The sequence below is a fragment of the Streptomyces sp. NPDC104367 genome, assembly GCF_055583825.1.
Genome location: NZ_JBVJND010000002.1, coordinates 73179 through 96817, shown reverse-complemented (window position 1 = coordinate 96817; position 23639 = coordinate 73179). Strand labels below are relative to the sequence as shown.

Sequence of the window (23639 nt, the reverse complement as noted above, 5' to 3'; positions counted from 1 at the left end):
TAGGCCGGACGGCCCTGTGGCCATCGGTTTTATTTGAGAGACCCAAACATCTCCTTATGATCGGAACCCGCAGAAACGGAATTCAAAGCTTCCTCGCAGACTTCCGGAGGTCTCGTGACCACGCTCCCCGGGCACCGCCGGCCCCGCGCGCTGGCCGCCGCCACCGCCGCGGCCGGGCTGGCCCTCGTGGCCGCCTGCACGTCGAGCGGCAACGGCTCCAGCGCCTCCAGGACCGCCGCGGGCGGCGTCGAACTGGTCAAGGCCGGGCAGCTCACCACCTGCACCCACCTGCCCTACCCGCCGTTCCAGTCGGAGATCGACGGCAAGGTGCAGGGCTTCGACGTGTCGATGATCGACCTGGTCGCCGCCGGCCTCGGCGTGAAGCAGCGGATCCTCGACACGCCCTTCGAGAACTTCAAGACCGGCGCCTTCCTCGACTCCGGCGAGTGCGACGTGGCCGCGGCCGGCATGACCATCACCGCCGAACGCAAGAAGAACGTCGACTTCTCCGCCCCGTACTTCGACGCCACCCAGGCCCTGCTCGTGACGGCGGACAGCGGCGTCACCTCGCTCGCCGGCGCCAGGGCCGCGAAGGTCAGGCTCGGCGCCCAGGCGCAGACCACCGGCGAGGACTACGTGCGCGAGCACGGCTTCGACCCGGTCTCCTTCGAGTCCTCCGACGCCGTCCTGAACGGCCTGCGCACCGGCCAGGTCAAGGCCGTCGTCATCGACTACCCCGTGGTCCAGGGCTGGCTGGGGAACAAGGCCGACGCCGACGCCTTCCGGGTCGCCGACGACATCGACACCGGTGAGCAGTACGGCTTCACGGTGAAGAAGGGCAACACGAGACTGCTCGCCGCCGTCGACAGGGCGATCGCCGACGCCAAGGCCGACGGCACCTACAGGAAGCTCTACGAGAAGTGGATCGGCCCCTACGACGCGGCGGCCGCCTTCCCGTCCGCCTCATGACCGCCGCCGACACGGAACTCCAGCCCCGCAGGAAGGGCCTGACCCGGCGTCGGAAACGCCGCCTGTCACGCGGCGCGCAGTACGTCGTCTTCGTCGCCGCCGTGGCCGCCTTCGCGGCCGGCGCCGACTGGGGGCGGCTCCACAACCAGTTCGCCCAGTGGGACATCGCCCGGCGGATGTTCCCGGACGTCATCACGCCGGCCCTGAAGAACACCGTGCTCTACACCCTGTCCGGCTTCGCCGTCGGACTGGCCCTCGGCATGGTGATCGCCCTGATGCGCCTGTCGTCGGTCGGCCCGTACCGCTGGCTGGCCGGCGTCTACATCGAGATCTTCCGGGGCCTGCCCGCCCTGCTGATCTTCATCTTCATCGGCGTCGCCGTCCCGCTCGCCTTCCCCGGCACGGAGATCGTCGGCGGCACCTACGGCAAGGTGGCCCTCGCGCTCGGCCTGGTCGCCGCCGCCTACATGGCCGAGACGATCCGCGCGGGCATCCAGGCGGTCCCCAGGGGCCAGCTGGAGGCGGCCCGTTCACTGGGCTTCTCGCCGGCACGCGCGATGGCCTCGATCGTCGTCCCGCAGGCGTTCCGCATCATCCTCCCGCCGCTGACCAACGAACTGGTCCTGCTCTTCAAGGACTCCTCCCTGGTGCTCTTCCTCGGCGTCACCCTGGAGGAGCGCGAACTGTCCAAGTACGGCCGTGACCTGGCCAGCACCACCGCCAACTCCACGCCGATCCTCGTCGCCGGCCTGTGCTACCTGCTGGTCACGATCCCGCTCGGCCTCGTCGTGCGCCGCATGGAGGCCAAGGCCCGGGAGGCCGTCACATGAGCCGACCCGAGATCGAGGTCAGGGGCCTGCACAAGTCGTTCGGCGGCAACGAGGTGCTGCGCGGCATCGACCTGGAGATCGCACAGGGCGAGGTCGTCTGCGTCATCGGCCCCTCCGGCTCCGGCAAGTCGACCCTCCTGCGCTGCCTCAACCTGCTGGAGGAGCCCACCCGGGGCCAGGTGTTCGTCGGCGGCACCGAGCTGACCGACCCCGACGTCGACATCGACGCCGTACGCCGCCGTATCGGCATGGTCTTCCAGCAGTTCAACCTCTTCCCGCACCTCACGGTCACCGAGAACCTCACGCTGCCCCAGCGCCGGGTCCTGCGGCGGGACAGGGGGACCGCGGCGAAGGTGGCCGCCGAGAACCTCCGGCGGGTCGGCCTCTCCGAGAAGGCCGGCGCCTACCCCGCCTCCCTCTCCGGCGGCCAGCAGCAGCGCGTGGCCATCGCCCGCGCCCTGTCGATGGGCCCCGAGGTGATGCTCTTCGACGAGCCGACCTCGGCCCTCGACCCCGAACTGGTCGGGGACGTCCTCGCGGTCATGCGGATGCTGGCCCGGGAGGGCATGACCATGATGGTCGTCACCCACGAGATGACCTTCGCGAAGGAGGCCGCCGACCGGGTCGTCTTCATGGACGCCGGGGTCGTGGTCGAGGACGGCACCCCCGGCCGGGTCATCGGCGACCCCGCCCACGACCGCACCCGCCACTTCCTCTCCCGGCTCCTCGACCCGGCCATGGCCCGGATGGAGGAGGAGACCCCGGACCGGCCGGACGGGCACTGACCGCCCGACGGACCCCGGTGTCGGTGCCGTGTGCGAGGGTTCCGCCATGAACACACAGCACCTGGAGCAGGGTTGGGACGACGCCGTCGCCCTGTTCGAGCGGCGCGGGCTGCCCGGGTCGTCGTACGAGAACCTCTACGAGGAGCCCTACGACGTGCTCCCCGGACCGCACACGATCACCGGCGAGCTGGACCTGGACGCCGCCGAGACGTCCGGGACCGGGATCGTGGTCGACGGCGACCTCACCGTCGAGGGCAACATCGTCAACCTCGACGACGGCTGCCCGGCCCTGGTCGTCCTGGGCGACCTGCGCGCCGCCAACGTCTACCTGGAGGGCGACGCCAAGCTGCTGGTGCTGGGCAGCGTCACCGTGGACGCCTTCATCGGCAACATGACCGACAAGCTCGTCATGATCGAGCGCGATCTGCGGGCCAGGGCGACCGTCCTGTCCGGCGGGTTCTGCCCCGACCTCGTCGGCGGCACCCTGCACGGCCCCGTCGTCGCGCCCCGCTACCTCGACCTCGCCCAGGACGTCGACCCGGCCGCCGTCCTCGTCCCGGAGGTGCTCCGCGCCGACGGCGAGGACGACCCGCGCCCCTTCGACGCCCCCGGCGTGCACGGCGGCCGGCTGCTGAGCCGCATCGATCGGGGACTTCCCGTCGTCCTAGGCTGACCCCCATGAGCGATCGAGCGGTGCTGCACGTGAAGGGCCGGATCCTCGCGGGGCCCGAGGACGTCCGCGACGAACTGTGGGTGGTGGGCGGCCGGATCTCCTACGACCGCCCCGCCGGCGTCCGTGACGTCCGGACCGTCGAGGGCTGGACCCTCCCCGGCCTCGTCGACGCCCACTGCCACGTAGGCCTCGGCCCGCACGGCCCGGTCGACGCGGCGACGGCCGAGAAGCAGGCGCTCACCGACCGTGAGGCCGGCACCCTCCTCATCCGGGACGCCGGTTCGCCCTCGGACACCCGCTGGGTCGACGATCGCGACGACCTCCCGAAGATCGTCCGGGCCGGCCGGCACATCGCCCGCACCCGCCGCTACATAAGGAACTACGCCCACGAGATCGAGCCGGAGGAGCTGGTCGCCCACGTCGCCCGGGAGGCCCGGCGCGGCGACGGCTGGGTCAAGCTGGTCGGCGACTGGATCGACCGCGACCTCGGCGACCTGGCACCCAGCTGGCCCCGCGACGCGGCCGAGGCGGCCATCGCCGAGGCCCACCGGCTCGGCGCCCGGGTCACCGCCCACTGCTTCGCCGAGAACTCCCTGCGGGACCTGGTCGAGGCGGGCATCGACTGCATCGAGCACGCGACGGGACTGACGGCGGACCTGATCCCGCTCTTCGCCGAACGCGGGGTCGCGATCGTCCCCACCCTCGTCAACATCGCCACCTTCCCCGACCTGGCGGCGGGCGGCGAGGCCAAGTTCCCGCGCTGGTCGGCCCATATGCGCAGGCTCCACGAACGCCGCTACGACACCGTCCGCGACGCCTACGACGCCGGCATCCCGGTGTACGTCGGCACGGACGCCGGCGGCTCCCTCGCCCACGGTCTGGTCGCCGCCGAGGTCGCCGAGCTGGTGACCGCCGGAATCCCGCCGGCCGACGCGCTCGCCGCGACCAGCTGGGCGGCCCGCGCCTGGCTCGGCAGGCCCGGCCTGGAGGAGGGCGCACCGGCGGACCTGGTGGTGTACGAGAGCGACCCGCGCGCCGACGTGCGCGTCCTCGCGTCCCCCCGACGGGTGGTGCTGAACGGGCGGGTCGTCGAGTAAAGGAACTGCTGTGCATGCCGGTTCGAATAGATTCACGGAAAGTCCACTAATGAGTGAAGTCACGCGGGATCGCTGACCCTTCACTCTCGGTGCGTAATTCTTGGCGGGTCCCGAGCAAGTTTCCTCTGGGGGTCCCACCACCTTGAACAGCCATACCTTCCGCATGCCCGCACGCCGTCTCGCGACCGTCGCGGCGGCCACGGTCCTGGCCGCAGGTCCCGCGGTCCTGGCCGGCGCGGGCGCCGCGCACGCGACCACCGGACAGGGCCGCGCGAGCGCCGTCGTACTGCGCACCGCCCTGGACGTGTCGCTCCTGGACAAGACCGTGAACGTCCCGCTCGCGGTCTCCCTGAACGAGGTCCAGGCACCGCGCAGCGCCGACCGCACCGGGCTCACCGCCACCCTCGACGGAGTCGACGACGGCAAGCCGTTCAGCGTCCTCGGCGCCGACGTGGCCGCCGCGAAGGCGACGGTCTCCGACGGACGCGCCGAGGGCTCGGTGCACCTCTCCCACGCCCGGCTGCACCTGCCCGGCCTGCCCCTGCTGTCCCTCGTCGAACTCGACGCGGTCACGTCCAGGGCCACCTGCGAGACCGGCAGGCGGCCGGAGGCCACGGCCGACGTGCTCGGCGCCGTCACCGTGCTGGGCAGGCGGGTGACGCTGAGCGCGGGCGGCCCCACCGACGTCAGGGTCCCCGGCGTCGGCGAGGTCCGCCTCGACCTGTCCAAGCGCGAGACGACGTCCACCACGGCCGCCGCCAGCGCCCTCGAACTCAAGGTCTCCGTCGACCCGCTCAAGCTGAACGTCGCGGACGTCGAGGGGACGCTGACCCTGGCCAAGGCGACCTGCGAGACCCCGAAGGCACCGGCCGACCCGGCGAAACCGGCCGACCCGGCGAAACCGGCCGACCCGGCGAAACCGGTGACCGACGTCAGGGCGCAAGGGGCCCCGGTCAAGGAGACCAAGCTGGCCGAGACGGGCGGGAGTCCGGTGACGCCGTACCTGGTGGGCGGGGCGCTGGCGCTGCTGGTGGGCGGCGGCGGAGCGCTGACCCTGGCCCGACGGCGCCGATAGCACCCCGCGGGGTGCCCGGGGCGGCAGCCGGTGTGCGGCTGCCGCCGCGCGGCTCCCTCAGCCGCGCACCAGCGTCAGCGCCTGGTCGAACGCCTGTAGGAACCCGTTCACCGTCACCCGGTCGCGCACGGCGATCCGCACCCACTCCCCGTCGAGGCCGGGAAACGTGTCCCCCCGCCGCACCGCGTACCCCAGCGCCCGCAGCTGCCGCCGCACGGCCTCGGCCCCCGCCACCCGCACCAGCACGAACGGCCCCTCCGCGGGACCCGCCACCCGCACCCCCTCCGGCGCGAACTCCTCCAGCCCCGCCACGAGATGGGCCCGGTCGGCCGCCATCCGGTGCGCCGCGTGCGCCGCCTCCGCCAGCGCGCGGGGCGCCACACACGCCTCGGCCGCCGCCAGCGCCGGCGTCGACACCGGCCACAGCGGCTGCGCCCGCTCCAGCCCGGCGACGACGTCCGGCGCGGCGAGCACATAGCCGATCCGCAGCCCGGCCAGCCCCCACGTCTTCGTCAGACTGCGCAGCACCACGAGCCCCGGTACGTCGGTCCGCCCGGCCAGCGCCTCCCGCTCACCCGGCACCGCGTCCATGAACGCCTCGTCCACCACCAGGGTCCGCCCGGGCCGGGCGAGCCGGGCCAGCGCGCCGGCGGGATGCAGCACGGACGTCGGGTTGGTCGGGTTGCCGATCACCACCAGGTCGGCGTCCTCGGGGACAGCGGCCGGATCGAGCCGGAAGCCGTCGGCCTCCCGCAGCAGCACCCGGTCCACCGAGTGCCCGGCGTCCCGCAGCGCCGCCTCCGGCTCGGTGAACTGCGGGTGCACGACCACCGGCCGGCGCACCTCCAGCGCCCGCGCCAGCAGGACGAACGCCTCCGCCGCGCCCGCCGTCAGCAGCACCCGCTCCACCGGCAGCCCGTGCCGGGCCGCCACCGCCGCCCGCGCGGCCCGCCCGTCGGGGTAGGCCGCGAGAGAGCCCAGCGACCCGGCGATCCGCTCCCGCAGCCAGACCGGGGGAGTCCCGCCGCGCACGTTGACCGCGAGGTCGACGAGCGCGGAGCCGTCGTCACGGACCTCGGCGTCGCCGTGGTGCCGCAGATCGTGGGTCTGTCTGGAGCCCCCGTCAGTGTGCATGGGCGTGTCCGCCGTGGTGATGGTGCCCGTGATGGTGACCGTCGTCGTCCGGGTGGAAGTGCGGCTGCTGCGGCAGACCGACCTTGTCCTCGAACCCGGGCAGCGCGATCCGGTACACGCACGAGTCGCAGTTCATCCGCAGATCGCCCTCGACCGCCTCCCGGTAGCGCTCCATCACCAGGTCGAGCAGCTCCGGCTCGGGCCCGATGACGTCCGCCGTACGCACCTCGGCCTCCGGGTGCGCGGCCGCCCAGCCCTCGGCCTGCTGCCGCACCCGCTCCGGCAGGATCCCGGTGAACAGGAAGTACGGCAGGACCACGATCCGGCGCGCCCCCAGCTTCAGGCACCGGTCGAGCCCGCCGGGCACGTCCGGCGCCGCCAGCGACACGAACGCCGTCTCCACACCGGCGTACCCGCGCCCCTCCCACAGCAGCCGGGCCGCCTTGTGCACCTCGGCGTTGGCGTCGGGGTCGGTCGAACCGCGCCCGACCAGCAGCACGGTCACGTCCTCCCGGTCCAGCGGGGTACGCCCCCCGTCGGCACCCAGCGCCTCGTCCAGCCGCCGCTCCAGGACCGCCAGCAGCGAGGGGTGCGGACCCAGCGGACGGCCGTAGGTGTACGACAGCCCCGGGTGCCGCTCCTTCTCGCGGGCGAGCGCGGCCGGGATGTCGCCCTTGGCGTGCCCGGCGGACACCAGCATCAGCGGTACGGCGGCGAACCGGCGCACCCCCTTCTCCACCAGCTCGGTGACGGCCTCGCCCAGCGGCGGCGGGGACAGCTCGATGAAGCCTCCCGCGACGGGCAGTTCGGGGTGGCGGCGCCCCAGCTCCCTGACGAAGTCACGGAACGCCTCGGCCCCGGCGTCGTCCCGGGTGCCGTGGCCGGCGATGAGCAGGGCGGGCGGCGGGGTGGTCACGATTTCTCCTCGGTATGCGAAACAGGGTGGTACAGCAGGGCGTTGAGCGCGGCGGCGGCGACCGCCGAACCGCCCTTCTCGGACACGTTGCTCACGGCGGGCAGTCCGCTCTCCCGCAACGCGGCCTTGGACTCGGCCGCGCCGACGAAACCTACCGGCAGACCGATCACGAGCGCGGGGGCGGCGTCCAGCGTCAGCAGCTCCTCCAGGGCGGTCGGCGCACAGCCGATCACCCAGAGGGCGCCCGGCCCGACCTGCTCGTACGCCAGCCGGACCGCGTGTGCCGAACGGGTCAGCCCCGGCCCGGCCACGGCGTCCCGCAGCCGGCAGACCGTCTCCCGGCGGGTGATGCCGGCGGCGACCATCTCCACGTCCACGACGACCGGCGCCCCGGCGTGCAGCGCCGCGTGGGCCTTCTCCAGGGCGCCCTCGTCGGTCACGAGGTCGGCCGCGTACTCCAGGTCGGCGGCGGAGTGGATGACCCGCTCCACCACCGCCCGGGTCAGCGGCGGGAAGTGCGAGGTGTCCAGGCGGGCGCGCAGCCGCCGGAAGGACTCCTGCTCGATGGGGTGCACGACCCGGTTCACTCGGCCTCCTCCTGAGAGCCTTCCTGCCAGCGGTAGCCGCGCGGGGTGACCATACGCCCGGCGATGTCCCGGGTCGCGGTGTTGCCCACGGTCACGACGGTCATCATGTCGACCCACGCCGGGTCGAGCGCGCCCAGGGTGGTCAGCCGGCTCGACTCGTCGGGGCGCGAGGCGTTGCGCACGACACCGACCGGCGTCGACGGCTCGCGGTGCCCGGCGAGGATCGCGAGCGCCTTCGGCAGCTGCCAGTCACGGCCGCGGGAGCGCGGGTTGTAGAACGTCACGACGATGTCCGCCTCGGCGGCCGCCCGCACCCGCCGCTCGATGACCTCCCACGGCGTGTGCAGGTCGGAGAGGCTGATGGAGACGTGGTCGTGGCCCAGCGGCGCGCCCAGGATCGCCCCGGCGGCGAGCGCTGCGGTGACACCGGGCACACCGATCACGTCGATGTCGTCCGAGGCCTCGGCCAGCGCGGGCGAGGCCATCGCGTACACGCCCGCGTCCCCGCTGCCGATCAGCGCGACGGCCTGCCCGGCCCGCGCCTCGGCGACGGCCGTCCGGGCCCGCTCCTCCTCGGCGCCGAGCCCCGACTCCAGGATCCGGGTCCCGGGCCGCAGCAGGTCGCGGATCTGGTCGACGTACTGGTCGAGCCCGACCAGTACGGAGGCGCGCCGCAGTTCGGCCCTGGCGCGCGGGGTGAGCAGGTCGCGGGCGCCCGGCCCGAGCCCGACCACCGCGAGCCGGCCGCGCCCGGGACGCCGTACGACGGCACAGGTCGCCATGGCGGGCCGGCCGTCCTCGCGCACCGACTTCCGCTTGGGGACGAGGAGTTCACCGCCGCCCACCAGCGCGGCGGCCTCGGCGACGGACGGGGTGCCGACGGCGGCGAGGGGGGCGTCCGAGGGGTTGGGCACCCGGACCCCGGCCAGCTCCTCGGCGGAGTGGGTCACCACGGGCACCCCGAGCCGCGCGGCCGCCTCGACGATCCCCGGCTCCCCGGCCTTGGCGTCGACGGTGGCCAGTTCGGCGATGCTGCGGGGGGACAGCCCCGCCTCCCGCAGGGCCGCGCCGACCAGGTCGAGCACCTCGTCCGCGGGGGCGCCCCTGGAGGCGCCGACACCGACGACGAGGGACGGCGGGCGCAACAGCACCTCGTTCTCGGCTGGTTCGACCGCGCGGTCGGTCAGGCGGACCGTGTAGGCACCCTCCTCGGCCAGCGGCAGCGGAGGCAGCGGCCAGGGCGACTCGGCGCGCAGCGCGACCGGTTCGCCGTCCAGCAGCGCCCGCGACACGGCCGCCACCGAACCCTCCACGGGCAGGCCGAGGGTGTCGAGCCCCGCCAGTCCGACGGAGTCGGTGGCCGTCGTCACCACCGGCTGAGCGGCCAGCAACTCACCGACCTCGTGGGCGAGTTCGTTCGCGCCGCCGCCGTGACCGCCGAGCAGCGACACGGCGAACCGGCCGCCCTCGTCGACGCACACCACCCCAGGGTCGGCCGACTTGCCGTCCAGCAGCGGGGCGATCAGCCGCACCACCGCACCCGTGGCCAGGAAACACACCAGCTGCTCGCACTCCGCGAACGCGGACCGCACGGCGTCCCCGACGGGACCGTCGTACACCCGGGCACGGTCCGGCCACGCCGCGGCCAGCCGGTCGCGCGCCGCCGCCCCCGCCGCGGTGGCGGAAATGAGGCCGATCACAGAGCAACTCCTTCTTCAGGGACGGGGATCCGGGACCCCCACAGCAGGAACACGGGATTGGTCGCCGCCAGCCGGGTCACATCACCCGGCAGGGGCGCGAGGCGCGAGGACTGCAACAGCACCCCGTCGCAGGTGAACCCGGCACCGGTCAGCGCCGCGCGGGCCGCCGGCACCCGGTCCAGGGCGGCCATCGCGACCACCACCGTCCGCCGGGCCCGCTGCGCGCACGCGGTGACGACGGCGGGCAGACAGGCCCCGCCCCCGCCGACGAACACGGCGTCGGGGTCGGGGAGCGCGGCCAGCGCGTCCGGCGCCGATCCGTGCACCACGTCCACGTACACGCCGTGCGCCCGCGCGTTGGCGGTGATCCGGCCGACCCCGTCCGCCGCCCGCTCCACGGCGACGGCGGCGGCGCCGAGCCGGGCGCACTCCACCGCCACGGACCCGGAGCCCGCGCCGACGTCCCAGACCAGGTCGCCCGGCCGGGGCCCGAGCCGGGCCAGCGCCAGCGCCCGTACCTCGAACTTGGTGATCATCGAGTCGCGGTGGGCGAACTCGCCCTCGTCCAGGGCCCATCCGGCGGGCGCGGCAAGGGCTCCGGCGACCGTACGGACGCCACCGAGCGCCCGGGTCCCGTCCAGGCACAGCACCACGCTGACGTCCGGTCCCCAGTCCCGGGCGGCGGCCTCGGCCGGGGTGACCCGCTCCAGCCGCTCCCGCGCGGAACCGAGCGCCGAGGCGACGACCAGGCAACGCGCGCCGGAGCCCGGCGCCTGCCGCAGCGCCGCGCCCAGCTCCGCCGGACCCGCCCCCGGTCCGGTCAGCACCGCCACCTTCGGGTGCGCCCGGCAGACGTTCACCGCCGTCCGCGGGTCCCGTCCGTGCGCGCTCACCACGACCGCGTCGTCCCAGGGCAGCCCGATCCGCGCGAACGCGGTCGCCACGGAGGACACACCGGGCCGCACGTCCAGCGCGTCCGCCCCGAACCGCTCCGCCAGCGCCCGCACGATCCCGAAGAACCCGGGGTCGCCGGAGGCCAGCACGGCCACGGAGCGGTCCTTGCGGACGTACTCCTCGACGGTGTCGAGCGCGGGGGCCAGCGGCCCGAGGACGACCCGTTCGGAGCCCGGGGGCAGCCGTACCGCCTCCAGGTGCCGCAGCCCGCCGACCACCAGCTCGGCCCCGGCCAGCGCCTCGGGCGGGACCGGCGTGCCCGTCCCCGTACCGACGACCGTGATCACGTACTCGCTCCCCGCTCGCGCAGCGCCCGCCGGGCCTCGGGGTCGGCCTTGCGGAAGCCGTGGAAGTGGCCGGGGTGGTAGAGGTGCGAGCGGGTGCCCCGGGCGTCCAGGGCCGGGCCGACCAGGAAGAGGGTGTGCTTCCAGAGCTTGTGCTCCTTCACCGTCTCCTCCAGCGTCTCGATCGTGCACCGCACGATCAGCTCCTCCGGCCAGGTCGCCTGGTAGGCGACGACGACGGGCGTGTTCGTCGGGTAGCCGCCCTCCAGCAGCTCCCGGACCAGCTGCCCGCTGCGGGCGGCGGACAGGAAGACCGCCATGGTGGTGCCGTGCCGGGCGAACTCCCGGACCTCCTCGCCGGGCGGCATCGGGGTCTTGCCGCCGCCGAGCCGGGTCAGCACGACGGACTGGGCGACCTCGGGAATGGTCAGCTCGCGCCGGGCGAGCGCGGCGACGGCCGAGAAGGAGGAGACGCCGGGCACGATCTCGACCTCGACGCCGATCGCGGCACACCGGTCCACCTGCTCCTGGGTGCCGCCCCAGAGCGCCGGGTCCCCGGAGTGGATCCTGGCGACCCGCAGCCCGTCGGCGCGGGCCCGCTCGTAGACGGCGACGACGTCCTCCAGCGACATCGTCGCGGAGTCGAGGATCTCCGCGTCCTCGCGCGCGTGCCGGAGGACCTCCTCCTGGACCAGGCTCGCGGCCCAGATCACGACATCGGCCTCGGCGATCGCGCGCGCGGCCCGGAAGGTCAGCAGATCGGCGGCGCCGGGGCCGGCGCCGACGAAGGTCACCTTGCCGGCGGGGGCGGCGGCTGCGGCATCGGCCATGAAATTTCGGTCCTCTCTGGACAAAGGGTGTTACGGGTGCTGCTGGATGTGCGCTGAGGCGGGTCCATCGGATACCAAGGGCAGATGGCGGTCTTCGTCGCGCTCGGCGCGTTCCTGATGACGCTGGCCGGCGGCTGGACGGCACAGCGCGTGACCGACCGTCGCCATCTGGTCCTGGGCCTGGCCGGCGGACTGATGCTCGGGGTGGTCGGCCTCGACCTGCTGCCGGAGGCGCTGCGCGCGGCCGACCGCGAGATCTTCGGCGTACCGGCGGCCCTGCTCCTGTTCGTGGCCGGTTTCCTGCTGGCCCATCTGGTGGAGCGGACCCTCGCCGCCCGCCAGGCCGCGCACGGCGGCGACGAGCACGGTCACCGGGCGCCCGAGGTGGGCCTGACGGCGGCCGCCGCGATGGTCGGCCACAGCGCGATGGACGGCGTGGCCATCGGCGCGGCCTTCCAGGTGGGCGGCGGCATGGGCACGGCCGTCGCGCTGGCGGTCATCGCCCACGACTTCGCGGACGGCTTCAACACCTTCACCATCACGAGCCTGTACGGCAACGCCCGCCGCCGGGCGGTGGCGATGCTGTTCGCCGACGCCTGCGCACCGGTCGTCGGCGCCCTCTCCACGATCTTCCTGACCATCCCGGAGGAGGTGCTGGGCGGCTATCTCGGCCTCTTCGGCGGTGTCCTGCTCTACCTCGCCGCCGCCGAGATCCTGCCCGAGGCCCACCACGAGCACCCGGCCCGCTCGACGCTGCTGTGCACGGTGGCGGGCGCGGCGTTCATCTGGCTGGTCGTGGGCATCTCGGGCTGACGGCCGATCGCTCACAGTTTCCCGCCTCTGCCGCCGTCCCGGCGCGGGGGCGCGATGAGCGTGGAGAGGTACGGCAGCGGGGCGCCGTCGAGCTCGGCGGCGGGCCGGATGGACTCCTCGTCCAGGCCCAGCGCCGACCCCCACACCGCGTCCTCGACCCGCCCGGTCTCCCGCAGCGCCTCGGCCACCTCGCCGGCCTGCCGCCCGAACTTGTACGCGACGACCGTCCCCGGCCCGCTCAGCGCCTCCTTGAGCACCGCCGCGCCCGCCGTCACCGGCACCAGCGTCAGCGGTTCGGTGCCCTCGGTGAGCACGGCGCCGGAGCGGGCGGCGAGGTCCTGCATGGCGGTGATCCCGGGCACGGTCCCGACGGTCACGTCCGGGACCAGCTCGGCGATGGTCTGCGCGAGATAGGTGAATGTCGAATACACGTTCGGGTCGCCGATGGTGGCGAAGGCGACGGACCCGTGCTCGCGCAGCAGCTCCGCGACCTTGGCGCCCGCCGCGTCCCAGGCGGCCTCCCGCCGCTCCCGGTCACTGCGCTCGTTCAGCGCGAAGACGACCCGTACGACCTTGTCGGCGCCCACGTAGTGCAGCACCGTGGCCTCCGCCCGCCCCCGCTCACCGGTGTCCATCACCGGTACGACGACGACGGCGGCCGCGCGCAGGGCGTTGACCCCCTTGACCGTCACCAGCTCGGGGTCGCCGGGTCCCACACCGACTCCGACCAGCCTGCTGTTGCTCATGACGTCCGGCACCTCTCCACGAACCTCCGGGCCACACCGGGCTCGGACGCCCAGTGCGTGTGCAGATAACTCGCGTGCACACTCCGCTGTACGAAACCTTCGACGTGCGGCCGGGGGGTACGCACCCCCCAGGCGGGCGCCGCACCGGCCCCCGGCTCGACCACGGTCCGGTGGAACTCGTGCCCCCGCATCCGCGTTCCCGCGGCGGCCAGCACACTGTCGCTCACCGCGACGGCGTCCCGGTACCCCAGGGTGAGCCGTTCCGACATCCGCGCGCTCGCGTCCAGCACCCCGCACATGGGCAGCCCGTCCAGCTCCCGGCACAGGTACAGCAGACCGGCGCACTCGGCGGCGACCGGAGCGCCCCGGTCCGCGAGCGCGGCGATGTCCTTGCGCAGCGACTCGTTCGCCGACAGCTCACCGCCGTACACCTCGGGGAACCCGCCCCCGATCACCAGCCCGTCCGTTCCCTCTGGCAGCCGCTCGTCCCGCAGCGGGTCGAACACCACCACCTCGGCACCGGCGGCGACGAGCAGCTCGGCGTGCTCGGCGTAGGAGAACGTGAAGGCCTGCCCCCCGGCGACGGCGACCCGCACAGCCGTCCCCTCCGGCCCGTCCGGCGCCTGGGGACGAGGCAGGCCGGGCCGGGCCGGGGACCCGGAGGCCGCCGACGGGGCGGCGGCGCCCTGGGCCGGGACAGGCAGGGACGCCAGCGCCTCGGCCGCGTCCCAGGCCGTGCCCGGCACCGTCCCCGCACCCCGCGCCAGCTCCAGCAGCCCCTCCAGATCGCACCCCTGAGAGACCTGCGCGGCCATCGCCGCCACCGCCTCGACGGCGTCCGCCCGCCGCTCCGCCACCGGCACCAGCCCCAGATGCCGCGACGGCGTGTCCACCCGCGCCACCCGCCGCAGCACCCCGAGCACCGGCACCCCGGCGGCCTCCAGCGCCTCCCGCAGCAGCTCCTCGTGCCGGTCCGACCCCACCTTGTTCAGGATCACGCCCCCGATCCGCACCTGCGGATCCCACGACGCGAACCCGTGCACCAGCGCCGCCACCGACCGCGACTGCGAGGACGCGTCCACGACCAGCACCACCGGCGCCCGCAGCAGCTTCGCCACCTGCGCCGTGGACGCCAGCTCCCCCTCCCCGGCGGCCCCGTCGTACAGCCCCATCACGCCCTCGACGACGGCCAGATCGCACCCCCGCGCGCCGTGCGCGAACAGCGGGCCGACCAGCTCCGGCCCGCACAGGTACGCGTCCAGGTTCCGCCCCGCCCGCCCGGTGGCGAGCGAGTGGTACCCGGGGTCGATGTAGTCCGGTCCGACCTTGTGCGCGGACACGGCGAGCCCCCGCGCGGCGAACGCGGCCATCAGCCCCGTGGCGACGGTGGTCTTGCCGCTGCCGGACGACGGCGCGGCGACGACCAGCCGGGGGACGCAGGACATCACCACTCGATGCCCCTCTGCCCCTTCTGCCCCGCGTCCATCGGGTGCTTGACCTTGGACATGTCGGTGACGAGGTCGGCGAGGGCGACGAGCTTCTCCGGCGCGTTCCGGCCGGTGATCACGACGTGCTGGGTCCCGGGCCGGTTCCGCAGCACCTCCACCACCTCGTCGGTGTCCACCCAGCCCCAGTGCATCGGGTACGCGAACTCGTCCAGCACGTACAGCCGGTACGTCTCGGCGGCCAGGTCCCGCTTGACCTGCTCCCAGCCCTCCCGGGCCTTCTCCTCGTTGTCCATCTGCGCGTCGCGCTGGACCCAGGACCAGCCCTCGCCCATCTTGTGCCAGTCGACGGACCCGCCCTCGCCGGAGGCGCCCAGCACCCGCAGCGCGTTCTCCTCGCCGACCTTCCACTTCGCCGACTTGACGAACTGGAACACCCCGATCGGCCACCCCTGGTTCCAGGCCCGCAGCGCGAGCCCGAAGGCGGCGGTGGACTTCCCCTTGCCGATCCCGGTGTGCACCACGACGAGCGGCCGGTTGCGCCGCTGGCGGGTCGTCAGGCCGTCGTCGGGCACGACACTCGGCTGTCCCTGCGGCATTACGCGGCCCTCCTCTGTACGTCCTTCACCAGTCCGGCGATCGAGTCCGCCCGCAGTTCGTCGAGCGTCACCGCCGTCGCGCCCAGTTCACCGGCGAGCTGGGCGGCGAGCCCGAGCCGCACCGGCCCCGACTCGCAGTCCACGACCACCGAGGCGACCCCCTCGGCCGCGAACAGCCGGGCCGCCCGCCCGGCGAGCGCCACCGGCTCCGGGCCTCCGGTGGCCCGTCCGTCGGTCACGACCACGACCAGCGCCCGCCGCGCGGGATCCCGCAGCCGTTCCACCCGCAGCACGTCGTGCGCCTTGAGCAGCCCGGCCGCCAGCGGCGTACGCCCGCCCGTCGGCAGCGACTCCAGCCGGGCCGCCGCCGCGTCCACGGACGAGGTCGGCGGCAGCGCCACCTCGGCCGCCGAGCCCCGGAACGTCACCAGCCCCACCTTGTCCCGCCGCTGGTAGGCGTCGAGCAGCAGCGACAGCACGGCCCCCTTCACGGCGCTCATCCGCTGCCGGGCCGCCATCGACCCGGACGCGTCCACCACGAACAGGACGAGATTGCCCTCGCGCCCCTCCCGGGTCGCCTGCCGCAGATCGTCCCGCCGGACCACGAGCCCCGGCCCGGACCGCCCGCGCGCCCGCTGGTGCGGCGCGGCGGCCTGCACGGTCGCCGCCAGGTGCAGCTTGGTCAGGGAGCCGCGCGGCCGGCGCGCGCCCGTGGTGCGCCCGTGCTCGGTGCGCGCCCGGGACCGCCGCCCGGCGGCCCCCTCGCCGAGCCCCGGCACGCTCAGCACCTTGGTGCGAAAGGGCTCGGCGGCCCGCACCGGAGCCTGCTCGCCGCCCCCCGCCTGCCCCGGCACGTCGTCGCCCTCGCCGGCCTCCGGCCGGGCGGCGCCGTCCGGGCCGCCGTCGTCCTGCGGCCCCTCGTCGGGCCCCGGCCGCCCGCCGCCCCCACCGGGACCGTCGGGACCGTCAGGACCGTCGGGGTCCGGATCGTCGTCGCTGCCGTCCTGCCCGGCGAACTCCTCCAGCGTCCGGTCCAGCTTGTCCTCGTCGAGTCCCGGCGCGTCGAAGGGGTTGCGGCGCCTGCGGTGCGGCAGCGCGAGCAGCGCGGCCTGCCGCACGTCCTCGGCCAGCACGTCCGTCCGCCCGGCCCACGCGGCCAGCGCGGTCGCCGTACGCGCCATCACGATGTCGGCGCGCATCCCGTCGACCTCGAAGGCCGCGCAGGTCGCCGCGATCTGCCGCAGCGCCCCGTCGCCCAGCCGCACCGACGGCAGCAACTCCCGTGCCGCCACGATCCGCTGCCGTACGGCGCTCTCCTCGCCGGCCCAGCGCGTCGCGAAGCCCGCGGGGTCGTCGTCGTAGGCGAGCCGCCGCCGTACCACCTCCACCCGCTGGTCGGGTTCGCGGGAGGCGGCCACCTCGACGGTCAGCCCGAACCGGTCGAGCAACTGCGGCCGCAGTTCGCCCTCCTCGGGGTTCATGGTGCCGACGAGCAGGAAACGCGCGGCGTGCCGTACGGACACCCCCTCGCGCTCCACGTACGACGCGCCCATCGCGGCCGCGTCCAGCAGCAGGTCGACCAGGTGGTCGTGGAGGAGGTTGACCTCGTCCACGTAGAGGATGCCCCGGTGCGCGTCGGCCAGCAGGCCCGGCTCGAAGGCCTTCACGCCCTCGGCGAGGGCCCGTTCGATGTCGAGGGCGCCGACCAGCCGGTCCTCCGAGGCGCCCACCGGCAGCTCGACCATCCGCGCCGGCCGGGACTCGAAGGCGCCGGGCTCGTGCGGGCCGTCCGGGCAGGCCGGGTCCGGGGCGTCCGGGTCGCAGGAGAAACGGCAGTCCGAGACGACGTCCACGGCCGGCAGCAGTGCCGAGAGGGCCCGCACCGCCGTCGACTTGGCGGTGCCCTTCTCACCACGCACCAGCACGCCGCCGACCGCCGGGGAGACGGCGTTCAGCAGCAGAGCCAGCCGCAGGTCGTCCTGACCGACGACGGCGGTAAAGGGGAAGGGGGTGCTCACTGTTCGTCGCCCTCCAAGTCGCCTTCCAGTTCCAGGTAGGTGGCGCGCAGCCGCTCCAGGGTCTCCGCGTCCGGTTCGGCCCACAGGCCCCGGTCGGCGGCCTCCAGGAGCCGTTCGGTGATCCCGCGCAGCGCCCACGGGTTGGACTTCTTCATGAAGTCGCGGTTCTCCGCGTCGAAGACGTACTCCGCGCTGAGCTTCTCGTACATCCAGTCGTCCACCACGCCCGCCGTGGCGTCGTAGCCGAAGAGGTAGTCGACGGTGGCCGCCATCTCGAAGGCGCCCTTGTAGCCGTGCCGGCGCATGGCCGCCATCCAGCGGGGGTTGACCACCCGCGCCCGGAAGACCCGGTGCGTCTCCTCGCCGAGGGTACGGGTCCGCACCTGGTCGGGCGTGGCCGAATCACCCACGTACGCCTCGGGGTTGGCACCCGTCAGATGGCGCACCATGGCGACCATGCCGCCGTGGTACTGGAAGTAGTCGTCGGCGTCGACGAGGTCGTGCTCGCGGGTGTCGACGTTCTTCGCGGCGACGGCGATCCGCTTGAACGCGGTCTCCATGTCGCCGCGTGCCGCCCGGCCGTCGAGGCCGCGTCCGTAGGCGTAGCCGCCCCACACCGCGTACACCTCGGCGAGGTCGGCGTCCGAGCGCCAGTTGCGGGCGTCGATCAGCGGCAGCAGCCCGGCGCCGTACGCGCCCGGCTTGGAGCCGAAGATGCGGGCGGTCGCGCGCCGCCGGTCGCCGTGCTCGGCGGTGTCCTCGTCGGCGTGGGCCTTCACGTGGTTCCGCGACGCGGGTTCGGCCAGCTCGGCGACGGTGCGCACCGCGTCGTCGATCAGCCCGACCACGTGCGGGAAGGCGTCCCGGAAGAAGCCCGAGATACGCACCGTGACGTCGATGCGCGGCCGGCCCAGCTCGTCGAGCGGGACCACCTCGAAGCCGGTCACCCGGCGCGACGCGTCGTCCCACACCGGGCGGCAGCCCAGCAGCGCCAGGATCTCGGCGATGTCGTCGCCCTGGGTGCGCATCGCGGACGTGCCCCACACCGTCAGGCCGACCGACTTCGGGTACTCGCCGGTGTCCTGGAGGTAGCGCTGCACGAGCGAGTCGGCGAGCGACTGGCCGACCTCCCAGCTGAGCCGGGAGGGAATGGCCTTGGGGTCGACCGAGTAGAAGTTGCGGCCGGTGGGCAGGACGTTGACCAGGCCCCGGGTGGGCGAGCCGGACGGGCCGGCCGGCACGTAACCGCCGTCCAGGGCACGCAGGATGTGCGTGATCTCGTCCGTGGTGCGCGCGAGCCGCGGCACGACCTCCCGGCAGGCGAACTCCAGCACCGCGACGGCGTCCGGCAGTTCGGTGCCGAGCACCTCCCGCACCAGCGCCCGGCTGTCGTCGGCGGCCCAGCCCCGCAGCTCCATGCCCTCCGCGACCCGGCGGCACAGCTGCTCCAGCAGGTCGATCGCGTCGGCCGCGGACCGCGACGGACCCTCGACCAGGTCCGACAGCTCGGCCGGCACCTTCAGCGGCGCCCCCGGCTCGGCGAGCAACTCCTTCTCGCTGAGCCCGAAATGGGCGGCGAAGGCGGCCCTGAGCCCGGGCAGCGCGTTGGCCTGCCCGCCCCACACCTGCGAGGCGCGCAGCACGGCGAGCACCAGGTTGACCCGCGGTTCGCCGACCGGGCCGCCGCCGAGCACATGCAGACCGTCGCGGATCTGCACGTCCTTGATCTCGCACAGATAGCCGTCGATGTGCATCACGAACTCGTCGAAGTCGCCGTCCTGTGGCTGCTCGTCGACATGCAGGTCGTGGTGGAGCTCGGCGGCCTTGACCAGCGTCCAGATCTGCGCCCGCACGGCCGGTGCCTTCGTCGGGTCCAGGTCGGAGACGAGCGCGTACTCGTCGAGCAGCTGCTCCAGCTTGGCCAGGTCGCCGTAGGTGTCGGCGCGGGCCATCGGCGGCACCAGGTGGTCGACGACGGTCGCGTGCCCGCGCCGCTTGGCCTGGGTGCCCTCGCCCGGGTCGTTGACGATGAACGGGTAGATCAGCGGCAGGTCCCCGAGGACCGCGTCCGGGGCGCAGCCGGCGCTCAGGCCGAGGCCCTTGCCCGGCAGCCACTCCATCGTGCCGTGCTTGCCCATGTGCACGACCGCGTCCGCGCCGAATCCGTGCTCCAGCCAGCGGTAGGCGGCCATGTAGTGGTGCGACGGCGGCATGTCCGGGTCGTGGTAGATCGCGATCGGGTTCTCGCCGAAGCCGCGCGGCGGCTGGATCATGACGACGACGTTCCCGAACCGCAGGGAGGCGAGCACGATGTCCTCGCCGTCGACGTACAGGTTGCCCGGCGGTTCGCCCCACGCCTCGGTCATCGCGTCCCGCAGCGCGGGGTCGAGCTGCGCGAACCACTCCCGGTAGTCCGCCAGCGGCACCCGCGCGGGCGCGGCGGCCAGCTGCTCCTCGGTCAGCCACTCCACGTCGTGGCCGCCGGCCTCGATGAGGCGGTGGATCAGCTCGTCGCCCTCGGAGGGGTACTCGGTGAGGTCGTAACCGGCCGCCCGGAGCGCGTCCAGCACCCGCACCGCCGACGCGGGCGTGTCCAGGCCGACCGCGTTGCCGACCCGCGAGTGCTTGGTCGGGTAGGCGGTGAAGACCAGGGCGACGCGCTTGTCGGCGTTCGGCTTGTACCCCAGCCGTGCGTGCCGCACGGCGATCCCGGCGACCCGCCCGGCCCGCTCGGGGTCGGCGACGTACACCGGGACGTCGTCGGGGCCCTGCTCCTTGAAGGAGAACGGGACCGTGATCAGGCGCCCGTCGAACTCCGGGATCGCGACCTGCATCGCCGCGTCCATGGGGGACAGGGCGGCGTCCGACCCCTCCCAGGCCGCGTGCGAGGAGGTGAGGCAGAGCCCCTGAAGCACCGGGATGTCGAGGTCGGCGAGGGCCCCGATGTCCCAGGCCTCCTCGTCGCCGCCGGCCGAGGCCTCGGAGGCGTGCGTGCCGCCGGCGGCCAGGACGGTGGCGACCAGCGCGTCCGCCCCGGCGAGGATCTCGTACAGCCCGGCGTCCGCGCCGCGCAGCGAACCGCAGTACACCGGCAGGGCGTTGGCGCCGTGCGCCTCGATGGCGTCGCACAGGGTGTCCACGAAGCCGGTGTTGCCGCTCAGTTCGTGGGCCCGGTAGAAGAGCACGCCGACGGTCGGGCGGCCGTCCTCGCGGACCCGCGAGCCGTGCACCCCGTACTCGGGCATCTGCCGCGGCCCGTCGAACCCCTCGCCGGTCAGCAGCACGGTGTCGGACAGGAACCGGGTCAGCTCCAGCAGGTTGGCGGGCCCGCCCTCGACGAGGTACCTGAGGGCCTCGGCCACCACCCCGGCGGGCACCGACGACTCGGCCATCAGCTCCGCGTCCGGCACGGCCTCGCCGCCGAGCAGCACGGTCGGGATCCCGGCGGCCCGCAGCGCGGCGAGCCCGTCCTCCCAGGCCCGCTTGCCGCCGAGCAGCCGTACGACGGCGATGTCCGCCCCGTCGATCAGGGCGGGCAGCTCCTGGGCCACGTCGATGCGCGTCGGATTGCCGATCCGGTAGCCGGCGCCGGAGGCGGCCCGGGCCGCCAGCAGATCGGTGTCGGCGGTCGACAACAACAACACTGTGCTCATGCGGGCGCTCCCGGTGGAATGAAAGGCAGTCCTTGTGGCGCGCCCGACTCGATGAGCCGCCAGAGCGCGTCCGTGTCCGCGTGCTGTTCGATCAGGTCGCCGAGCCGGTCGAGCTGCTCCTCGCGCAGCCCGGCGAACGAGGTGTCGGGGGCCGGCACGAACCGGCGGCCCGCGGCGGCCGCCACCTCGCGCAGGAAGGCCCGCCGGAAACCGTCCGACTCCAGTGAGCCGTGCCAGTGGGTGCCCCAGGTCTGTCCGACCCGGCAGCCGTCCAGGAAGGCGTCTCCGCCGGTCACCTCGGCGACCCCGTGATGGATCTCGTACCCCTCGACCCGCTCGCCGAGGGCCTCCCCGACGGGCCGGGTGAGGGTCTTCTCGCGGGCGAAGCGGACGCGGACGGGCAGCACGCCCAGCCCGTCCACCAGGCCCCGCCGGCTCTCCACCTCGTCCTCGATCCGCTCGCCGAGCATCTGGAAGCCGCCGCAGATGCCGAGGACGGGCCGCTGCTCGGCGGCCCGGCGCCGCAGCGCGTCCGCGAGCCCCCGCTCGTGCAGCCACTCCAGGGCCCGGACCGTCCCCCGGGTCCCCGGGATCACGACGAGGTCGGCGTCGGCGAGTTCCTCCGGCCGGTCCACGAACCGCACCAGGACGCCGGGTTCGGCGGCGAGCGCGTCCACGTCGGTGAAGTTGGACATCAGCGGGACGGCGCAGACGGCGACCCGCAGCACGTCCTCCCCGACGGGCGGGGCGGTGCTGGACTCGCGTACGGTGCCGCGCAGCGAGACCCTGAGCCCGTCCTCCTCGTCGATGCCGAGGCCGTGCCGGAAGGGCAGGACGCCGTAGGTGTGCCGCCCGGTGAGCCCGTGCAGCATGTCGAGGCCGGGCTCCAGCAGGGAGACGTCACCCCGGAACTTGTTGACCAGGAACCCGGCGACGAGCGCCTGGTCCTCGGGCGAGAGCAGGGCGACGGTGCCGAAGAAGGAGGCGAACACGCCCCCGCGGTCGATGTCGCCGACCACGAGCACGGGCAGCCCGGCGTTGCGGGCGATCCCCATGTTCACGATGTCGGTCCGGCGCAGGTTGATCTCCGCCGGACTGCCGGCCCCCTCGCAGATCACCGCGTCATACGTGCCCCGCAACTCGGCGAGACAGTCGAGCACGGTCCCGAGCAGCTTCTGCTGCCGCCCGCCGTGGTAGCCCCGCGCGCTCAGCTCGCCGACCGGCTTGCCGAGCAGCACGACCTGGCTGCTCTGCTCACCGCCGGGCTTGAGCAGCACCGGGTTCATCAGCGCGGTCGGCTCGATGCGGCAGGCCTGCGCCTGCATGGCCTGCGCCCGCCCGATCTCGGCGCCCTCGCGGGTGACGAAGGAGTTGAGCGACATGTTCTGCGCCTTGAACGGCGCGACCTTCACGCCCTGCCGCACCAGCCACCGGCAGATCCCGGCGGTGACGACGCTCTTGCCGGCGTCGGAGGTGGTGCCGGCCACCAGGAGACCCCCGCCGTTCATGCCGTCCGTCCCTTCGCGACGAGGCGCGCGGCGACCGTCACGCCGAGCGCGAGCAGGCCGACGCGGCGCGAGAGCCGCACCGCCCGACCGATGTCCGTGACCGCCACCGCGCGTCCCTCCCCGTTCAGCACGGGCCGATGCTCGATCCGCCCCCCGTACGACAGCGTCCCCCCGAGCCGTACCCCCAGCGCCCCCGCGAACGAGGCCTCCACGGGCCCGGCGTTGGGGCTCGGGTGCCCGGCCGCGTCGGCCCGCCAGGCGCGTACGGCGCCACGGGCGTCGCCGCCGGCGACCGTCGCCAGCACGGCGGTCAGCCGTGCCCCCGGCCAGCCGGCCACGTCGTCCAGGCGGGCGGAGGCCCACCCGTACCGCCGGTAACGGGCCGACCTGTGGCCCACCATGGCGTCCAGGGTGTTGACGGCCCGAAACCCCACCAGTCCCGGCACGCCGGCCACGGCCCCCCACACCAGCGCGCCGACGACGGCGTCGCTGGTGTTCTCGGCGACGGACTCCACGACCGCGCGGGCGATCCCGTCGGCGTCCAGGGCCTGCGGGTCACGTCCGCACAGATGCGGCAGCCGGGCGCGGGCGGCCTCGACGTCCCCCGCCTCCAGGGCGCGTCCGACGGCTCGGGCCTCCCGGGCGAGCGAGGTCCCGCCGACGACGGCCCAGGTGGCGGTGGCGGTGAGCAGCGCGGAGGCGGTGGCGGACGGCCGTACGGCCCGCTGGGCCAGCGCCCCCAGGGCCACGGCGCCGCCGGCGCACACGGCGGTGTGCAGCGCGCCCCACCCGCGGTGGTCCCGCCACAGCACCCGCTCCACGGCCCCGGCCGCCCGTCCGAACGCGGCGACCGGATGCCCGCGGCGCGGATCGCCGAGCAGCAGATCCCCGAGGAGGCCGGCGGCGGCGCCGTACGCGAAGACGCGATCGGCACCCATCGGCTCAGCCGGCCGTGGGGTCGGTGGCCGGGCTGGTGGTGAACCTCGAACGGCAGCCGCGCATGGCGTTGTGTCCTCACTCAGG

General features: G+C 74.3%; 20 protein-coding genes. 7 read left to right on the top strand and 13 right to left on the bottom strand.

Features of this window, described 5'->3' with window-relative positions; all coding sequences use genetic code 11:
* Positions 1 to 114 precede the first annotated feature (114 nt).
* The 6 genes from ACZ619_RS03240 (at position 115) to ACZ619_RS03215 (ending at position 5429) form a co-directional block, all read left to right on the top strand.
* Positions 115 to 969 carry an ABC transporter substrate-binding protein gene (locus tag ACZ619_RS03240; RefSeq protein WP_469593469.1) on the top strand — a complete coding sequence of 285 codons (855 nt, stop codon included), beginning with the start codon at positions 115 to 117 and terminating at the stop codon, positions 967 to 969.
* Complete coding sequence (locus ACZ619_RS03235; RefSeq protein ID WP_469593467.1) at positions 966 to 1799, top strand: amino acid ABC transporter permease; 834 nt, start codon at positions 966 to 968, stop codon at positions 1797 to 1799. The genes ACZ619_RS03240 and ACZ619_RS03235 overlap by 4 nt, the downstream gene beginning before the upstream one ends.
* A complete protein-coding gene (locus tag ACZ619_RS03230) occupies positions 1796 to 2584 on the top strand; it encodes an amino acid ABC transporter ATP-binding protein (RefSeq protein ID WP_469593465.1) in 789 nt (262 codons plus the stop codon). Before ACZ619_RS03235 ends, ACZ619_RS03230 begins: the two co-directional genes overlap by 4 nt.
* Before the next feature lie 46 nt (positions 2585 to 2630).
* Positions 2631 to 3257, top strand: a complete 627-nt coding sequence (locus ACZ619_RS03225; protein ID WP_469593463.1) for a hypothetical protein — start codon at positions 2631 to 2633, stop codon at positions 3255 to 3257.
* 5 nt (positions 3258 to 3262) lie between these two features.
* Positions 3263 to 4354 (top strand): amidohydrolase family protein, encoded by a 1092-nt coding sequence (locus ACZ619_RS03220; protein WP_469593461.1) that lies wholly within the window; start codon positions 3263 to 3265, stop codon positions 4352 to 4354.
* A 142-nt stretch (positions 4355 to 4496) separates the two neighbouring features.
* A complete protein-coding gene (locus ACZ619_RS03215) occupies positions 4497 to 5429 on the top strand; it encodes an SCO1860 family LAETG-anchored protein (RefSeq protein WP_469593459.1) in 933 nt (310 codons plus the stop codon).
* Between the two features lie 57 nt (positions 5430 to 5486).
* Here ACZ619_RS03215 and cobC read toward each other — a convergent pair whose 3' ends face one another.
* Genes cobC through cobM form a run of 6 tightly spaced genes read right to left on the bottom strand, consistent with a single transcriptional unit; the run spans position 5487 to position 11834 of the window.
* Positions 5487 to 6563, bottom strand: a complete 1077-nt coding sequence (cobC, locus tag ACZ619_RS03210) for an Rv2231c family pyridoxal phosphate-dependent protein CobC (RefSeq protein ID WP_469593457.1) — start codon at positions 6561 to 6563, stop codon at positions 5487 to 5489.
* On the bottom strand, positions 6553 to 7479 hold the full coding sequence (locus tag ACZ619_RS03205) for a sirohydrochlorin chelatase (protein WP_469593455.1): 927 nt from the start codon (positions 7477 to 7479) through the stop codon (positions 6553 to 6555). Before ACZ619_RS03205 ends, cobC begins: the two co-directional genes overlap by 11 nt.
* Positions 7476 to 8066, bottom strand: a complete 591-nt coding sequence (locus ACZ619_RS03200) for a precorrin-8X methylmutase (RefSeq protein WP_469593453.1) — start codon at positions 8064 to 8066, stop codon at positions 7476 to 7478. Before ACZ619_RS03200 ends, ACZ619_RS03205 begins: the two co-directional genes overlap by 4 nt.
* The gene (gene cobJ / locus ACZ619_RS03195) at positions 8063 to 9766 is read right to left on the bottom strand and encodes a precorrin-3B C(17)-methyltransferase (protein ID WP_469593451.1); all 1704 of its coding nucleotides are present in this window, start codon (positions 9764 to 9766) and stop codon (positions 8063 to 8065) included. The genes ACZ619_RS03200 and cobJ overlap by 4 nt, the downstream gene beginning before the upstream one ends.
* The gene (gene cbiE / locus ACZ619_RS03190) at positions 9763 to 11007 is read right to left on the bottom strand and encodes a precorrin-6y C5,15-methyltransferase (decarboxylating) subunit CbiE (RefSeq protein ID WP_469593449.1); all 1245 of its coding nucleotides are present in this window, start codon (positions 11005 to 11007) and stop codon (positions 9763 to 9765) included. The genes cobJ and cbiE overlap by 4 nt, the downstream gene beginning before the upstream one ends.
* On the bottom strand, positions 11004 to 11834 hold the full coding sequence (gene cobM, locus ACZ619_RS03185; RefSeq protein WP_469593447.1) for a precorrin-4 C(11)-methyltransferase: 831 nt from the start codon (positions 11832 to 11834) through the stop codon (positions 11004 to 11006). The genes cbiE and cobM overlap by 4 nt, the downstream gene beginning before the upstream one ends.
* Positions 11835 to 11918: 84 nt before the next feature.
* Between cobM and ACZ619_RS03180 the strand changes: the two genes are divergently transcribed.
* Positions 11919 to 12647 (top strand): ZIP family metal transporter, encoded by a 729-nt coding sequence (locus ACZ619_RS03180; RefSeq protein WP_469593445.1) that lies wholly within the window; start codon positions 11919 to 11921, stop codon positions 12645 to 12647.
* Between the two features lie 11 nt (positions 12648 to 12658).
* Here ACZ619_RS03180 and cobI read toward each other — a convergent pair whose 3' ends face one another.
* From cobI to ACZ619_RS03145, 7 genes are read right to left on the bottom strand one after another with little or no spacing between them, the layout of a single operon-like run.
* Complete coding sequence (gene cobI / locus ACZ619_RS03175; protein WP_469593444.1) at positions 12659 to 13405, bottom strand: precorrin-2 C(20)-methyltransferase; 747 nt, start codon at positions 13403 to 13405, stop codon at positions 12659 to 12661.
* A complete protein-coding gene (locus tag ACZ619_RS03170; RefSeq protein WP_469593442.1) occupies positions 13390 to 14838 on the bottom strand; it encodes a cobyrinate a,c-diamide synthase in 1449 nt (482 codons plus the stop codon). The genes cobI and ACZ619_RS03170 overlap by 16 nt, the downstream gene beginning before the upstream one ends.
* The gene (gene cobO / locus ACZ619_RS03165) at positions 14838 to 15437 is read right to left on the bottom strand and encodes a cob(I)yrinic acid a,c-diamide adenosyltransferase (RefSeq protein WP_469593440.1); all 600 of its coding nucleotides are present in this window, start codon (positions 15435 to 15437) and stop codon (positions 14838 to 14840) included. The genes ACZ619_RS03170 and cobO overlap by 1 nt, the downstream gene beginning before the upstream one ends.
* On the bottom strand, positions 15437 to 17455 hold the full coding sequence (locus ACZ619_RS03160; RefSeq protein WP_469593438.1) for a putative cobaltochelatase: 2019 nt from the start codon (positions 17453 to 17455) through the stop codon (positions 15437 to 15439). Before ACZ619_RS03160 ends, cobO begins: the two co-directional genes overlap by 1 nt.
* On the bottom strand, positions 17452 to 21108 hold the full coding sequence (gene cobN, locus ACZ619_RS03155) for a cobaltochelatase subunit CobN (RefSeq protein ID WP_469593437.1): 3657 nt from the start codon (positions 21106 to 21108) through the stop codon (positions 17452 to 17454). The genes ACZ619_RS03160 and cobN overlap by 4 nt, the downstream gene beginning before the upstream one ends.
* A complete protein-coding gene (locus ACZ619_RS03150) occupies positions 21105 to 22616 on the bottom strand; it encodes a cobyric acid synthase (RefSeq protein ID WP_469593435.1) in 1512 nt (503 codons plus the stop codon). Before ACZ619_RS03150 ends, cobN begins: the two co-directional genes overlap by 4 nt.
* The gene (locus ACZ619_RS03145; RefSeq protein ID WP_469593433.1) at positions 22613 to 23554 is read right to left on the bottom strand and encodes a cobalamin biosynthesis protein; all 942 of its coding nucleotides are present in this window, start codon (positions 23552 to 23554) and stop codon (positions 22613 to 22615) included. The genes ACZ619_RS03150 and ACZ619_RS03145 overlap by 4 nt, the downstream gene beginning before the upstream one ends.
* Between the last annotated feature and the right edge of the window lie 85 nt (positions 23555 to 23639).

Excerpts from the sequence above, each read along its gene's own strand:
- cobM (WP_469593447.1), bottom strand. The coding sequence starts at position 11,834 with ATGGCCGATGCCGCAGCCGCCGCCCCCGCCGGCAAGGTGACCTTCGTC.
- ACZ619_RS03235 (WP_469593467.1), top strand. The coding sequence starts at position 966 with ATGACCGCCGCCGACACGGAACTCCAGCCCCGCAGGAAGGGCCTGACC.
- cobO (WP_469593440.1), bottom strand. The coding sequence starts at position 15,437 with ATGCCGCAGGGACAGCCGAGTGTCGTGCCCGACGACGGCCTGACGACC.
- ACZ619_RS03145 (WP_469593433.1), bottom strand. The coding sequence starts at position 23,554 with ATGGGTGCCGATCGCGTCTTCGCGTACGGCGCCGCCGCCGGCCTCCTC.
- cobC (WP_469593457.1), bottom strand. The coding sequence starts at position 6,563 with ATGCACACTGACGGGGGCTCCAGACAGACCCACGATCTGCGGCACCAC.
- ACZ619_RS03230 (WP_469593465.1), top strand. The coding sequence starts at position 1,796 with ATGAGCCGACCCGAGATCGAGGTCAGGGGCCTGCACAAGTCGTTCGGC.
- ACZ619_RS03220 (WP_469593461.1), top strand. The coding sequence starts at position 3,263 with ATGAGCGATCGAGCGGTGCTGCACGTGAAGGGCCGGATCCTCGCGGGG.
- cobN (WP_469593437.1), bottom strand. The coding sequence starts at position 21,108 with ATGAGCACAGTGTTGTTGTTGTCGACCGCCGACACCGATCTGCTGGCG.
- ACZ619_RS03180 (WP_469593445.1), top strand. The coding sequence starts at position 11,919 with ATGGCGGTCTTCGTCGCGCTCGGCGCGTTCCTGATGACGCTGGCCGGC.
- ACZ619_RS03170 (WP_469593442.1), bottom strand. The coding sequence starts at position 14,838 with ATGTCCTGCGTCCCCCGGCTGGTCGTCGCCGCGCCGTCGTCCGGCAGC.
- ACZ619_RS03150 (WP_469593435.1), bottom strand. The coding sequence starts at position 22,616 with ATGAACGGCGGGGGTCTCCTGGTGGCCGGCACCACCTCCGACGCCGGC.
- ACZ619_RS03225 (WP_469593463.1), top strand. The coding sequence starts at position 2,631 with ATGAACACACAGCACCTGGAGCAGGGTTGGGACGACGCCGTCGCCCTG.